The following is a 13,589-nucleotide window of genomic DNA, read 5'->3' as shown; positions in this document are numbered from 1 at the left end:
GTTGTCTCCCCGCCTTATTTGCCGCCGAGCGTTACAAACAGGGTCAGGAGCCCCAGCATGCCGATGATCATGGCGAACGCGTAGTGATAGATGTAACCGGATTGGAGGAAGCGGATCACGCCGGCGAACCAGCCGATGAACCGGGCGCTGCCGTTGACGAGGCCGTCGATCACCACGACGTCACCCTCCTTCCACAGGCCGCGGCCGATCGCCACCGAACCGCGGGCGAACACCACTTCGTTGATCTTGTCCATGTAGTACTTGTTGTCCAGCAGCGTGTAGATCGGGCCGAACGCGCGGCGGATCGACGCCGGCAGCTCCGGACGCTTCAGGTACAGGAACCACGCGACGACCACGCCGGCGAGCGCCAGCCACACCGGCAGGCCCGACACCGAGTGCAGGCCCATGCCCACCCAGCCGTGGAACTCTTCGGCCATCTCGGCGAGTGCCGGATGGTTTTCGCCGATGAAGATCACCTTGTCGAAGGCGACGCCGTGCTGGAAGAAATCGCCGAACAGCATCGGGCTGATCGCGATCGCGCCGATGATCACCGACGGGATCGCCAGCAGGACCAGCGGCACCCACACGACCCACGGGGTCTCGTGCGGTTCGTGCGCGTGGTCGTCATGACCGTGACCATGGCCGTGATCGTCGTGACCGTGCGCGGCCGCCATGCCCATCGGCGATTCCGGATGCTTCGGCTTGCGGAAGCGCTCCTCGCCGTGGAACACCAGGAAGTACATGCGGAACGAGTACAGCGCCGTGACGAACACGCTCGCGACGACCGCGAAGTACGCGAAGCCCGAACCCGGCAGGTGCGACAGCTTCACCGCGTCGATGATCGAGTCCTTCGAGTAGAAGCCCGAGAAGAACGGCGTGCCGATCAGCGCGAGCGAACCGACGAGCGACGTGATCCACGTGATCGGCATGTACTTGCGCAGGCCGCCCATGTTGCGCATGTCCTGGTCGTGGTGCATGCCCATGATGACCGAGCCGGCGCCGAGGAACAGCAGCGCCTTGAAGAACGCGTGCGTCATCAGGTGGAACACGGCGACCGGGTAAGCGGACACGCCGAGCGCGACGGTCATGTAGCCGAGCTGCGACAGCGTCGAGTACGCGACCACGCGCTTGATGTCGTTCTGGACGATGCCGAGGAAGCCCATGAAGAGCGCCGTGATCGCGCCGATCACCGTGATGAACGACAGCGCGGTATCCGACAGTTCGAACAGCGGCGACATGCGCGACACCATGAAGATGCCGGCCGTCACCATCGTCGCCGCGTGAATCAGCGCCGAGATCGGGGTCGGGCCTTCCATCGAGTCCGGCAGCCACACGTGCAGCGGGAACTGGGCCGACTTACCCATCGCGCCGATGAACAGGCAGATACAGGCAACGGTCAGCAGGCCCCAGTCGGTGCCCGGGAAGTGCAGGCTCGCCAGTTCGGCGCGCTTCGCGAACACTTCGCCGTAGTTCATCGAGCCGGCGAACGCGAGCAGCAGGCCGATGCCGAGCAGGAAGCCGAAGTCGCCCACGCGGTTCACGAGGAACGCCTTCATGTTCGCGTAGATCGCGCTCTCACGCGTGAAGTAGAAGCCGATCAGCAGGTACGACACCAGACCCACCGCTTCCCAGCCGAAGAACAGCTGCAGGAAGTTGTTGCTCATCACGAGCATCAGCATCGAGAACGTGAACAGCGAGATGTACGAGAAGAAGCGCTGGTAGCCGTCTTCCTCCGCCATGTAGCCGATCGTGTACACGTGCACCATCAGCGAGACGAAGGTCACGACGACCATCATCATCGCGGTCAGCGAATCGACGAGGAAGCCGACTTCGAGCTTCAGCGAGCCGACGTTCATCCATTCGTAGACGGTCGCGTTGAAGCTTGCGCCGCCCATCACGTCGAAGAAGACTTTCGCCGACAGGAGGAACGCGATCAATACGCCGAGGATCGTGATCCGGTGTGCGCCCTTGCGCCCGACTGCGTTCCCGAACAGCCCCGCAATCAGCGAGCCGGCCAGCGGAGCGAGCGGAATCGCCAGCAGCAGGTTTTCATTGAGTGTCGTTGACATAACAGCGTAGCCTGAAATTAACCTTTGAGCTGATCGAGATCCTCGACATTGATCGTGTCGAGCTTACGGAACAGGGTCACCAGAATCGCGAGGCCGATCGCCGCTTCCGCTGCGGCGACGGTCAGCACGAAGAACACGAAGATCTGGCCGTGCACGTCGCCGAGGTAATGCGAGAACGCGACGAAGTTGGTGTTCACCGCCAGCAGCATCAGTTCGATCGACATCAGGATGATGATGACGTTGCGGCGGTTCAGGAAAATCCCGACGATCGCGATCGCGAACAGGATCGCGCCGAGCACAAGGTAGTGAGCAAGAGTCAGCATGGTTTTCTTTTCCTCCGCTTAGCCGTTGGTGCCCGAACCGGCTTCGCTCTGCGCCGTTTCCGGCTGCGGCTTGTCCGCTTCCATCTTCACGAGGCGCACGCGGTCGTTGCGGCGCACCTTGACCTGATCCGACACGCGCTGGCGCTTGCTGTCCTTGCCCTTGCGCTCGGTCAGCCCGATCGCGGCAATGATCGCGACCAGCAGCACCAGGCCGGCGATTTCGAACGCGAAGATGTAGTCGGTGTAGATCACCTTGCCGATCAGGCGCGTATTCGACCAGTTGGCCATCTCGCCCGTCGCCATCGCATGCACGGTGTGCGTGTCGCCGTAACCGCGCCACAGGATCAGCGCGGTTTCGATCACGATGATCGCGCCGACCACGGTCGCCATCGGCACGAAGCGCTTGAAGTCGCGGCGCAGGTAGTCGATGTTGATGTCCAGCATCATCACGACGAACAGGAACAGCACCATCACCGCGCCCACGTAGACCAGAACCAGCAGGATCGCGAGGAACTCCGCTTCCAGCAGCATCCAGATCGCGGCGGCGTTGAAGAACGCCAGCACAAGGAAAAGCGCAGACGCCACCGGGTTGCGCGAAGTGATCACCTTCAGCCCTGATACCACCAGGAGCAGCGCGAAGATGTAGAACAGTACGGTCGTGAATTCCATGATTACCGGTTCATCGTTAGGCCATAGTCAGGCGCGGCTTGCGGAACGCCCGCACCCGTCGCGGCGGCTCGGCCCGTGCATCGTTCATGCCGGGCCGGCACTGCAAACACAATCAACGATACGGCGCGTCGGCAGCCTTCGCCGCGGCGATGTCCTTCTCGTAGCGATCGCCCACCGCGAGCAGCATTTCCTTCGTGAAATACAGGTCGCCGCGCTTTTCGCCGTGGTACTCGAGAATCTGCGTCTCGACGATCGAATCGACCGGGCAGCTCTCTTCGCAGAAACCGCAGAAGATGCACTTCGTCAGGTCGATGTCGTAGCGCGTCGTGCGGCGCGTGTTGTCCGCGCGCGTTTCCGATTCGATCGTGATCGCCAGCGCGGGGCACACGGCCTCGCACAGCTTGCACGCGATGCAGCGCTCTTCGCCGTTTTCGTAGCGGCGTAGCGCGTGCAGCCCGCGGAAACGCGGCGAAATCGGGGTCTTCTCTTCCGGGAACTGCACGGTGAACTTGCGCTTGAACGTGTAGCGACCGGTCAGCGCGAGCCCCTTCAGCAGCTCGGTCAGGAAGAAAGTCTTAAAGAAGTGTTGGATAGCCGTCATGATTTCGTCCTTACTTCACCCAGATGTTCAGCGGCGACATCATCCAGAAGCCAACCACGATCACCCAGACCACCGTGACGGGTAGGAACACCTTCCAGCCCAGACGCATGATCTGGTCGTAACGGTAGCGCGGGAACGTCGCGCGCACCCAGATGAACACCGACAGCAGCGCGAAGACCTTCAGCACCAGCCAGAAGATGCCCGGGATGAACGACAGGAATTCGAACGGTGCGTCCCAGCCGCCGAGGAACAACGTCGCGGCCAGTGCCGAGATCACGATCATGTTGATGTACTCGGCGAGGAAGAACAGCGCGAACGCCATGCCCGAGTAATCGATCATGTGACCCGCGACGATCTCCGACTCCCCTTCCACCACGTCGAACGGGTGACGGTTCGTTTCGGCGATGCCCGAGATGAAGTAGACGACGAACGCCGGCAGCAGCGGCAGCCAGTTCCACGACAGGAAGTTCACGCCGTGGCCGGCGAAGAAGCCGTGCTGTTGCGAGCCGACGATTTCCGACAGGTTCAGGCTGCCGGCCGTCATCAGCACGAGCACCAGCGCGAAGCCCATCGAGATTTCGTACGACACCATCTGTGCCGCGGCGCGCATCGCGCCGAGGAACGCGTACTTCGAGTTCGACGCCCAGCCGGCGAGAATCACCGCGTACACGCCGATCGACGAGATCGCCATCGCGTACAGCAGGCCCGCGTTCACGTTCGCGAGCACGGCTTCCGCCTGGAACGGAATCACCGCCCACACCGCGAACGCCGGCACGACCGTCATCACCGGCGCGATCAGGTACAGCCAGCGGCTGGCGGCGCTCGGCTGAATGACTTCCTTCAGCAGCAGCTTCAGCACGTCGGCGATCGGCTGCAGCAGGCCGCCGGGGCCGACGCGGTTCGGGCCGAGACGCACGTGCATCCAGCCGATCAGCTTGCGTTCCCACAGAATCAGGTACGCGACGCACAGCAGGATGACGACGGAGACGACGAGGATGCGCACGACTGCCCACACCGTCGGCCACGCGAAGCCGAGAAGCTCGGCCCCGCCCGCGTTGATCGTATCGAACAAGCTCATTTACGCCTTCTCCACCACCAGTTCACCGGACAGGCTGCCGAGCGCTGCGCCGGCAGGCGTCGCCGCCGACACGCGAACGACCGTCTCCGCAAGATTCGCGTCGCGCACGGCCGGCAACTGCACCGCACGCTCGCCCTGGCGCACGCGCACGGCGTCGCCCTCCTTCAAGCCCAGCTTGTCGAACAGCGCGGCCGGCAGGGCTGCGGCATTCGCCGCCTTCGCGGCGGCCGTCAGGTGCAGCGCACCTGCGCGGCGCACGAGTGCGTCGGCGTGATAGATCGGCACATCGGCCAGGCGCTCGAAACCGCCGTTCGCGGTATTCGCCGCGGCACGGGCCGGTGCGACCGACGTCTGGTTCGACAGGCGGCCCGCGACGCCGGCGTCGCCGAGCGCGGCGAGACGCACTTCTTCCGCGGTCTCGTATTCGAAGTTCGGCAGGCCGAGCAGGCTGCCCAGCACGCGCAGCACCTTCCAGGCCGGACGCGTGTCGCCGAGCGGGCGCACGACGCCGTTGAAGCTCTGCACGGTGCCTTCCGCGTTGACGAACGTACCGGCCGTTTCCGTGAACGGCGCGACCGGCAGCAGCACGTCGGCGTAGTCGAGGCCGTGCTTGAACGGCGACATCACGACGACCATTTCAGCCTGGTTCAGCGCGGCAAGCGCCTGTGCCGGATCGGCGGTATCGAATTCCGGTTCGACGTTCAGCAGCACGTAGCCCTTGCGCGGCTGCTCGAACGCTTCGCGTGCGTTCAGGCCGCCTTCGCCCGGCAGTGCGCCGACGACGTGCCCGCCGACCGTGTTCGCCGCTTCCGTCAGGAAGCCGAACGTGGCGCCGGTGTTGTCGGCGATCCACTGCGCGACGGCGTGCAGCTTCGCGAATTGCGGATGACGGACCGCGACGTTGCCGAGCAGCACCGCGCGGCGTTCGCCGTTCGCGAGCGACTGCGCGACAGCCTGGGTGGCCGGCGATGCCGTGACGCCCGCGAGCGCGTCGGGCAGCGCGACGCCGCGCAGTTGCGCGACGGCGGCGGCGATGCCAGCCAGCTCGTCGAGCCATGCGGACGGCGCAGCGACGATGCGTTGCGCGGTCGGGATCAGCGAATCGTCACCGGTCGCGTGCAGGAAGTGCAGCTTCGCACCATTCTTCGCGGCCTGACGCAGGCGCGATGCGAACAGCGGGTGGTCGCGGCGCAGGAACGAACCGACGACGAACGCGGCATCCACGTTCGACAGATCGGCGATCGGCATGCCGAGCCACGGCGCGCCCTGGACCGGCGCCGAGAAATCCTGCTGACGCAGACGGAAGTCGACATTCGGCGTCTTCAGTTCGTTGGCGAGCTGCTTCACGAGGAACAGCTCTTCCGCGGTGCTGTGCGCGCTCGCGAGCATCGCCAGCGCGTTCGCGCCGTGATCCGCGGCGATGCCCTTCAGGCCCTTCGCGACGTATTCGAGCGCGGTCTGCCAGTCGGTTTCGATCCACTGGCCGCCCTGCTTCAGCATCGGCTTCGTCAGGCGCTCTTCGCTGTTGAGGCCTTCATACGAGAAGCGGTCCTTGTCCGAGATCCAGCATTCGTTGATCGCTTCGTTCTCGAACGGCAGCACGCGCATCACGCGGTTGTTCTTCACCTGCACGACGAGGTTCGCGCCGACGGAATCGTGCGGGCTCACCGACTTGCGGCGCGACAGTTCCCACGTACGGGCGCTGTAGCGGAACGGCTTGCTGGTCAGCGCGCCGACCGGGCACAGGTCGATCATGTTGCCCGACATTTCGGAGTCGACCGTCTTGCCGACGAACGTCGTGATTTCCGAATGCTCGCCGCGGCCCAGCATGCCGAACTCCATCACGCCGGCGATTTCCTGGCCGAAGCGGACGCAGCGCGTGCAGTGGATGCAGCGCGACATTTCCTCCATCGAGATCAGCGGGCCCACGTTCTTGTGGAACACCACGCGCTTTTCTTCCGAGTAGCGCGACGACGACTTGCCGTAGCCGACCGCCAGATCCTGCAGCTGGCATTCGCCGCCCTGATCGCAGATCGGGCAATCGAGCGGGTGATTGATGAGGAGGAATTCCATCACCGACTGCTGCGCCTTCACAGCCTTGTCGGACTGCGTGCGGACGATCATGCCGGCCGACACGGGGGTCGCGCAGGCAGGCACGGCCTTCGGCATCTTCTCGACTTCGACGAGACACATCCGGCAGTTGGCCGCGACCGACAGTTTCTTGTGATAGCAGAAGTGAGGAATGTACGTATCCGCCTTGTGCGCAGCCTGGATCACCATGCTGCCTTCGGGCACCTCGACCTTCTTGCCGTCTATTTCAAGTTCAACCATGATGGTGAATGGTCCTTAACCTATTTCCGCCCGTTCGCGCCTTGGCCCGACCGTGCGCTCAAATTCCGCAACCGGGTTCGCTTCAGGCTGCCGCCGCGTGCGCGTGGCCGCCGACCATGCAGTGCTTGTGCTCGACGTGGTACGCGAATTCGTCCCAGTAGTGCTTGAGCATCCCGCGAACCGGCATCGCCGCCGCATCGCCGAGCGCGCAGATCGTGCGGCCCATGATGTTCTCGGCCACCGAGTTCAGCAGGTCCAGATCTTCCTGGCGCCCTTCGCCGTGCTCGATACGGTTCACGACGCGATACAGCCAGCCGGTGCCTTCACGGCACGGCGTGCACTGACCGCACGATTCCTCGTAGTAGAAGTACGACAGGCGCAGCAGCGAACGCACCATGCAGCGCGTCTCGTCCATCACGATCACCGCACCGGAACCGAGCATCGAGCCGGCCTTCGCGATCGAGTCGTAGTCGAGATCCGTCTGCATCATGATGTCGCCCGGGATCACCGGCGCCGACGACCCGCCCGGAATCACGGCCTTGATCTTCTTGCCGCCACGCATCCCGCCGGCGAGCTCCATCAGCGTCGCGAACGGCGTGCCGAGCGGCACTTCGTAGTTGCCCGGGCGCTCGACGTCGCCCGACACCGAGAAAATCTTCGTGCCGCCGTTGTTCGGCTTGCCGATCTCGAGGTAATTCTGCGGCCCGATGGACAGCAGGAACGGCACCGCGGCGAACGTCTCGGTGTTGTTGATCGTGGTCGGCTTGCCGTACACGCCGAAGCTCGCCGGGAACGGCGGCTTGAAGCGCGGCTGGCCCTTCTTGCCTTCGAGCGACTCGAGCAGCGCCGTTTCCTCGCCGCAGATGTACGCGCCGTAACCGTGGTGCGCGTGCAGCTGGAACGAGAATTCCGAGCCCATGATGTTGTCGCCGAGGAACCCGGCCGCGCGCGCTTCATCGAGCGCGGCTTCGAAGCGTCGATACACTTCGAAGATTTCGCCGTGGATGTAGTTGTAGCCGACGGTGATGCCCATCGCGTATGCACCGATGGCCATGCCTTCGATCAGCGCGTGCGGGTTCCAGCGCAGGATGTCGCGATCCTTGAACGTGCCCGGCTCGCCTTCGTCCGAGTTGCAGACGAGGTACTTCTGCCCCGGGAACTGGCGCGGCATGAAGCTCCACTTCAGGCCGGTCGGGAAGCCCGCGCCGCCGCGGCCGCGCAGGCCCGACGCCTTCACGTCGGCGATCACCTGCTCGGGCGGAATCTTTTCTTCGAGAATGCGGCGCAGTTGCTTGTAGCCGCCGCGCGCAACGTAGTCTTCGAGGTGCCAGTTCTCGCCGTTCAGACCAGCGAGGATCAGCGGTTTGATGTGACGGTCGTGGAGGGACGTCATTTCGAGAGCTCCTCAAGCAGCTGGTCGATCTTCTCGCGGCTCATGAAGCTGCACATTCTGTGATTGTTCACCAGCAGCACCGGCGCATCGCCGCACGAGCCCATACATTCGCCTTCCTTCAGCGTGAACTTGCCGTCGGGCGTGGTCTCGCCGAAGCCGATGCCCAGCTTCTGTTTCAGGTAGTCGGCAGTCGCTTCCGCGCCGCCGTGCGGGCCGAGCTGGCACGGCAGGTTCGTGCAGAGCGTGATCTTGTGCTTGCCGACCGGTTTGAGCTCGTACATCGTGTAGAACGTCGCGACTTCCTGCACGGCAACGGCCGGCATGCCGAGATAGTCCGCGACGAACTGCATCAGTTCGGGCGACAGCCAGCCGTGCTCTTCTTGAGCCACGGCCAACGCCGACATCACGGCGGACTGTTTCTGATCGGCGGGATACTTCGTCAACGCTCGATCGATTTCCTTCAGGCCTTCAGCTGAGATCATTTTCAGACACGACTCTTTCAATTCCTACCGAACGAACAACCTGCCGCACACTGGGGTGCATGGACGGCAGACCTGGCGCTCACTCTGTTGACAGCTTGCGAAGCCGCGCCGGTTCGGCGCATACAACATGTGACTTCGCGTGTGACTGACTGCTCGCCGCCCGCGCTCGCGGGCGGCGCAACCATTAGCGATCGATTTCGCCGAACACGATGTCCTGCGTACCGATGATCGTGACGGCGTCGGCGATCATGTGACCGCGCGCCATTTCGTCGAGCGACGCCAGGTGCGCGAAACCCGGCGCGCGAATCTTGAGGCGATACGGCTTGTTGGCGCCATCCGACACGAGATAGATGCCGAACTCACCCTTCGGATGCTCGACCGCCGCGTACGCTTCGCCTTCCGGCACATGGAAACCTTCGGTGAAGAGCTTGAAGTGGTGAATCAAGTCTTCCATGTTGGTCTTCATGCCGACGCGCGACGGCGGGGCAACCTTGTGATTGTCCGTCATCACCGGGCCCGGATTCTTGCGGAGCCACTCAATACACTGTTTCGCGATGCGGATCGACTGGCGCATTTCTTCGACGCGCACCAGATAGCGGTCGTAGCAATCGCCGTTCACGCCGACCGGCACGTCGAAATCCATCCGATCGTACACTTCGTAGGGCTGCTTCTTGCGCAGGTCCCACGCGATGCCCGAGCCGCGCAGCATCGGGCCGGTCAGGCCCATCTGCAGCGCACGCTCCGGGCTCACCACGCCGATCCCGACCAGACGCTGTTTCCAGATCCGGTTGTCGGTCAGCAGCGTTTCGTATTCGTCGACGCACTTCGGGAAGCGCGTGAAGAAATCGTCGATGAAGTCGAGCACCGAGCCGCTGCGCGCTTCGTTCATCTTCGCGAGCGCCTTCTCGTTGCGAATCTTCGACGCCTTGTATTGCGGCATTGCGTCAGGCAGATCGCGATAGACGCCGCCCGGACGATAGTAGGCCGCGTGCATCCGGGCGCCGGACACCGCTTCGTACACGTCCATCAGGTCTTCGCGTTCGCGGAAAGCGTACAGGAACACGGCCATCGCGCCGACGTCGAGCGCGTGCGCGCCGATCCACATCAGGTGGTTCAGCACGCGCGTGATTTCGTCGAACAGCACGCGGATGTACTGCGCGCGCTCCGGCACTTCGATGCCGAGCAGCTTTTCGATCGCGAGTACGTAGCCGTGCTCGTTGACCATCATCGACACGTAGTCGAGACGGTCCATGTACGGCACGGACTGGATGAAGGTCTTGGATTCCGCGAGCTTTTCCGTCGCGCGGTGCAGCAGGCCGATGTGCGGATCGGCACGCTGAATGACTTCGCCGTCGAGCTCGAGCACGAGGCGCAGCACGCCGTGCGCTGCCGGGTGCTGCGGGCCGAAGTTGAGCGTGTAGTTCTTGATTTCTGCCATGACGCCCCCTTAATGTTTCAGACCGCCATAGCGATCCTCGCGGATCACGCGCGGCGTGATTTCGCGCGGCTCGATCGTCACCGGCTGGTACACGACCCGCTTCTCTTCCGGGTCGTAACGCATTTCGACGTAACCCGACACCGGGAAGTCCTTGCGGAACGGGTGACCGATGAAGCCGTAGTCGGTGAGGATGCGGCGCAGGTCGGGGTGGCCTTCGAACACGATGCCGTACAGGTCGAACGCTTCGCGTTCGTACCAGTTCGCCGAGGTCCAGATGTCGACCAGCGACGCCACGATCGGCAGATCGTCGTCCGGCGCGAATGCGCGCAGGCGCAGACGCCAGTTGTTCGTGACCGACAGCAGGTGCGACACGGCCGCGAAGCGCGGGCCGTCGTAGGCGCCGTCGCCGAAGGTCTGGTAGTCGACGCCGCAGAGGTCGATCAGTTGCTCGAAACGGAGCTTCGGATCGTCGCGCAGCGTCTTTGCGACTTCGAGGTAATCGCTCGCCTTCACGACGAGCGTCAGTTCACCGATCGCTTCGGTGAGGCTCACCACGCGCGCGCCGAGCGCGGCTTCGAGGTTTGCCTTCAGGGTCTCGATTTTGCTTGCCATATTGAGGGGACGCTCGGGGCTTTATTGACGGGCGATGGTATTGGTGCGGCGGATCTTCGCCTGAAGCTGGATCACGCCGTAAACCAGCGCCTCGGCCGTGGGCGGACAGCCCGGCACGTAGACGTCGACCGGCACGATCCGGTCGCAGCCGCGGACCACCGAGTACGAATAGTGGTAGTAACCACCGCCGTTGGCGCACGACCCCATCGAGATCACCCAGCGCGGCTCGGCCATCTGGTCGTACACGCGGCGCAGCGCGGGCGCCATCTTGTTGCACAGCGTGCCGGCGACGATCATCACGTCCGACTGACGCGGACTCGGACGGAACACGACGCCGAACCGGTCCAGATCGTAACGGGCCGCGCCCGCATGCATCATCTCGACGGCGCAACACGCGAGCCCGAACGTCATCGGCCACAGCGAGCCGGTACGCGTCCAGTTGATCAGCTTGTCAGCCGTCGTGGTGACAAACCCTTCCTTCAAGACCCCTTCGATACTCATTTGCTTTCCACTCCAGACGAGCGACCGAGCGTGGCCGCTCATGCAAACCGGCGATTAACCCATCACTCCCAGTCGAGGCCGCCTTTCTTCCAGATATAGGCAAAGCCCAGCAGGAATTCGAGCAGAAAAATCATCATTGCGATGAAACCCGGCCAGCCGATGTCCCGGAGCGCGACGCCCCACGGGAACAGGAATGCGGTTTCGAGATCGAAGATGATGAACAGGATGGCGACGAGGTAATACCGGACGTCGAATTTCATCCGGGCGTCTTCAAAGGCTTCGAAGCCGCACTCGTACGGTGCGTTCTTCTCGACGTCCGGCTTGTTGGGACCAAGGAGCTTGCCGATGCTGACCAGCGCTATACCTAAACCAGTGCCCACGAGGAGGAACAACAAGACGGGGTAATAGGCTGCGAGGTTCAAGGCAATCCTCTATCGGTTGGTTCTGAGCGTCCGGAGAATACCACTTCCGGCGGAAGGAATCATTTCGGAGTGCAGGCGATCGCAAGACAACCGCAAGCCCACCCCACAAATGAAAAATGCCAGCCACTGGAAGCGGCTGGCATTGAGTAACTTTGGTGCCGACGGCGAGACTCGAACTCGCACAGCTTTCGCCACTACCCCCTCAAGATAGCGTGTCTACCAATTTCACCACGTCGGCACTGCATGCAACTCGGGTTGTGCTGCTCGTTCCCGCGAATCGCTTCAAGAATTAAATTCTAACCCGAGTTCCGGATTTGTTCAACGCACAACCGCAAAAAAATTAACTTTTTATTTCGGGACATCCTGGCCCGGCGCGCTTGCGGCCGAACCGGCGACAGCAGACGCCGCGACAGCCGGCGCCGATGCCGCGGGGGCCGATGCCGGCGCGGTCACTGCCGTGCCGAGCACGCCTGCCGACGGCGTCGACTTGTACGAACCGAGGTACGTCAGCGCGAGCGTCGCGACGAAGAAGATCGTCGCGAGAATGCCCGTCGTGCGCGACAGGAAGTTCGCCGAACCCGTCGCACCGAACAGACTGCCCGACGCGCCGCTGCCGAATGCGGCGCCCATGTCGGCACCCTTGCCGTGCTGCAGCAGCACGAGCCCAATCACACCGAGTGCAGACAGCACCTGCACCACAATAATCAGCGTCTTGAATAACAGCATCACACCCACCCGATTGGATCGGGCGACCGGACCGACCGGCCGCCGTCATGGTTCAATTCGATCTCGGACCGCTCAACGCGCGGCCCGGCAGATCGCCAGGAAATCTTCCGCCTTCAGCGACGCGCCGCCGATCAGGCCGCCGTCGATGTCCGGTTGCGCGAACAGCTCTTCCGCGTTGTCCGGCTTCACGCTGCCGCCGTACAGCACGGACACGTCCGCCGCACCCTTTGCCGCGAGACGCGTCCGCAGGAACGCATGCACGTCCTGCGCCTGCGCCGACGTCGCGCTCTTGCCCGTGCCGATCGCCCAGACCGGCTCGTACGCGACGACGATACGCGCGGCCTCGTCAGCCATCAGCACGGCCAGCACCGCGTCGAGCTGCGCACCGACAACCTGCTCGGTCGCACCCGACTCGCGCTCGTCGAGCGTCTCGCCGACACACACGACCGGCACGAGGCCGGCCGCGAGCGCGCGCTGCGTCTTCGCAGCGACCGTCTCGTTGCTTTCGCCGTGATACGCGCGACGCTCCGAGTGGCCGACGATCGCATACCGCGCGCCGAACTCCGCCACCATCGCAGCCGCTACCTCACCGGTGAACGCGCCTTGCTCATGTGCGGACACGTCCTGCGCACCGAACGCGACACGGCCACCGCCAAGCTGCGCCTGAACCTGCGCGAGATACGGGAACGGCACGCACACGCCGATCGACGTTTCAGCCGCCACCGTGCCCGCGCCCTGCACCACTTCGTTCAGCAGCGCCTGGTTGCCGGCCAGCCGGCCATGCATCTTCCAGTTGCCGATCACTCGCTTTGTTCGTTGTTTCGACATCGTGTCTGTCTCGTCACTATCTTGTCATTAACGTGCCGGAACCCGGCCGTCAGGTTGGATCTGGCGAAGCAAACCCGCGATTTTACTGCGCGCGGCTTGAACCGGTCAAACCGCGC

At 63.6% G+C, this 13,589-nt stretch carries 14 protein-coding genes and 1 tRNA gene; all 15 read right to left on the bottom strand.

From position 1 onward, the window contains the following. Positions 1–14 precede the first annotated feature (14 nt). The 15 genes from nuoL to tpiA all read right to left on the bottom strand — a co-directional run bounded on the left by nuoL (position 15) and on the right by tpiA (position 13,473). A complete protein-coding gene (gene nuoL, locus BLS50_RS13510; protein WP_006478273.1) occupies positions 15–2,069 on the bottom strand; it encodes an NADH-quinone oxidoreductase subunit L in 2,055 nt (684 codons plus the stop codon). Between the two features lie 17 nt (positions 2,070–2,086). Then, the gene (nuoK, locus tag BLS50_RS13505; RefSeq protein ID WP_006478272.1) at positions 2,087–2,392 is read right to left on the bottom strand and encodes an NADH-quinone oxidoreductase subunit NuoK; all 306 of its coding nucleotides are present in this window, start codon (positions 2,390–2,392) and stop codon (positions 2,087–2,089) included. Between the two features lie 18 nt (positions 2,393–2,410). Beyond that, positions 2,411–3,061 carry an NADH-quinone oxidoreductase subunit J gene (locus BLS50_RS13500; protein ID WP_011545812.1) on the bottom strand — a complete coding sequence of 217 codons (651 nt, stop codon included), beginning with the start codon at positions 3,059–3,061 and terminating at the stop codon, positions 2,411–2,413. A gap of 112 nt (positions 3,062–3,173) precedes the next feature. After that, positions 3,174–3,662 carry an NADH-quinone oxidoreductase subunit NuoI gene (gene nuoI, locus BLS50_RS13495; protein WP_006478270.1) on the bottom strand — a complete coding sequence of 163 codons (489 nt, stop codon included), beginning with the start codon at positions 3,660–3,662 and terminating at the stop codon, positions 3,174–3,176. A gap of 10 nt (positions 3,663–3,672) precedes the next feature. Next, positions 3,673–4,740: an NADH-quinone oxidoreductase subunit NuoH gene (nuoH, locus tag BLS50_RS13490; protein WP_006478269.1), complete on the bottom strand. Its 1,068-nt coding sequence runs from the start codon at positions 4,738–4,740 to the stop codon at positions 3,673–3,675. Beyond that, complete coding sequence (gene nuoG, locus BLS50_RS13485; protein WP_074802409.1) at positions 4,741–7,071, bottom strand: NADH-quinone oxidoreductase subunit NuoG; 2,331 nt, start codon at positions 7,069–7,071, stop codon at positions 4,741–4,743. Positions 7,072–7,153: 82 nt separating this feature from the next. Beyond that, complete coding sequence (nuoF, locus tag BLS50_RS13480; protein WP_006478267.1) at positions 7,154–8,464, bottom strand: NADH-quinone oxidoreductase subunit NuoF; 1,311 nt, start codon at positions 8,462–8,464, stop codon at positions 7,154–7,156. Then, the gene (gene nuoE / locus BLS50_RS13475) at positions 8,461–8,946 is read right to left on the bottom strand and encodes an NADH-quinone oxidoreductase subunit NuoE (RefSeq protein ID WP_006478266.1); all 486 of its coding nucleotides are present in this window, start codon (positions 8,944–8,946) and stop codon (positions 8,461–8,463) included. Before nuoE ends, nuoF begins: the two co-directional genes overlap by 4 nt. Before the next feature lie 184 nt (positions 8,947–9,130). Further along, complete coding sequence (locus tag BLS50_RS13470; protein ID WP_006478265.1) at positions 9,131–10,384, bottom strand: NADH-quinone oxidoreductase subunit D; 1,254 nt, start codon at positions 10,382–10,384, stop codon at positions 9,131–9,133. Between the two features lie 9 nt (positions 10,385–10,393). Then, positions 10,394–10,996 (bottom strand): NADH-quinone oxidoreductase subunit C, encoded by a 603-nt coding sequence (locus BLS50_RS13465; RefSeq protein WP_006478264.1) that lies wholly within the window; start codon positions 10,994–10,996, stop codon positions 10,394–10,396. A 21-nt stretch (positions 10,997–11,017) separates the two neighbouring features. Beyond that, positions 11,018–11,497: a NuoB/complex I 20 kDa subunit family protein gene (locus tag BLS50_RS13460; protein WP_006398799.1), complete on the bottom strand. Its 480-nt coding sequence runs from the start codon at positions 11,495–11,497 to the stop codon at positions 11,018–11,020. Positions 11,498–11,559: 62 nt separating this feature from the next. Next, entirely contained in the window at positions 11,560–11,919 is a 360-nt protein-coding gene (locus BLS50_RS13455) for an NADH-quinone oxidoreductase subunit A (protein ID WP_006398798.1), read from the bottom strand. A gap of 153 nt (positions 11,920–12,072) precedes the next feature. Continuing rightward, positions 12,073–12,157: transfer RNA gene (locus BLS50_RS13450), tRNA-Leu, on the bottom strand. 110 nt (positions 12,158–12,267) lie between these two features. Beyond that, positions 12,268–12,645 carry a preprotein translocase subunit SecG gene (gene secG, locus BLS50_RS13445; RefSeq protein WP_011545815.1) on the bottom strand — a complete coding sequence of 126 codons (378 nt, stop codon included), beginning with the start codon at positions 12,643–12,645 and terminating at the stop codon, positions 12,268–12,270. Between the two features lie 72 nt (positions 12,646–12,717). Beyond that, the gene (gene tpiA / locus BLS50_RS13440; RefSeq protein WP_074802408.1) at positions 12,718–13,473 is read right to left on the bottom strand and encodes a triose-phosphate isomerase; all 756 of its coding nucleotides are present in this window, start codon (positions 13,471–13,473) and stop codon (positions 12,718–12,720) included. Positions 13,474–13,589 lie beyond the last annotated feature (116 nt).

This window comes from Burkholderia orbicola (genome assembly GCF_900100915.1).
Lineage (GTDB): Bacteria > Pseudomonadota > Gammaproteobacteria > Burkholderiales > Burkholderiaceae > Burkholderia > Burkholderia orbicola.
This window is presented reverse-complemented; position numbering and strand designations above follow the sequence as displayed.

Bases quoted from the DNA above. Each gene is read 5' to 3' on its own strand.
- secG (WP_011545815.1), bottom strand. From the start codon at position 12,645: ATGCTGTTATTCAAGACGCTGATTATTGTGGTGCAGGTGCTGTCTGCA.
- nuoE (WP_006478266.1), bottom strand. From the start codon at position 8,946: ATGATCTCAGCTGAAGGCCTGAAGGAAATCGATCGAGCGTTGACGAAG.
- BLS50_RS13470 (WP_006478265.1), bottom strand. From the start codon at position 10,384: ATGGCAGAAATCAAGAACTACACGCTCAACTTCGGCCCGCAGCACCCG.
- nuoI (WP_006478270.1), bottom strand. From the start codon at position 3,662: ATGACGGCTATCCAACACTTCTTTAAGACTTTCTTCCTGACCGAGCTG.
- BLS50_RS13460 (WP_006398799.1), bottom strand. From the start codon at position 11,497: ATGAGTATCGAAGGGGTCTTGAAGGAAGGGTTTGTCACCACGACGGCT.
- BLS50_RS13500 (WP_011545812.1), bottom strand. From the start codon at position 3,061: ATGGAATTCACGACCGTACTGTTCTACATCTTCGCGCTGCTCCTGGTG.
- nuoG (WP_074802409.1), bottom strand. From the start codon at position 7,071: ATGGTTGAACTTGAAATAGACGGCAAGAAGGTCGAGGTGCCCGAAGGC.
- tpiA (WP_074802408.1), bottom strand. From the start codon at position 13,473: ATGTCGAAACAACGAACAAAGCGAGTGATCGGCAACTGGAAGATGCAT.
- nuoL (WP_006478273.1), bottom strand. From the start codon at position 2,069: ATGTCAACGACACTCAATGAAAACCTGCTGCTGGCGATTCCGCTCGCT.
- nuoH (WP_006478269.1), bottom strand. From the start codon at position 4,740: ATGAGCTTGTTCGATACGATCAACGCGGGCGGGGCCGAGCTTCTCGGC.
- nuoF (WP_006478267.1), bottom strand. From the start codon at position 8,464: ATGACGTCCCTCCACGACCGTCACATCAAACCGCTGATCCTCGCTGGT.
- nuoK (WP_006478272.1), bottom strand. From the start codon at position 2,392: ATGCTGACTCTTGCTCACTACCTTGTGCTCGGCGCGATCCTGTTCGCG.
- BLS50_RS13465 (WP_006478264.1), bottom strand. From the start codon at position 10,996: ATGGCAAGCAAAATCGAGACCCTGAAGGCAAACCTCGAAGCCGCGCTC.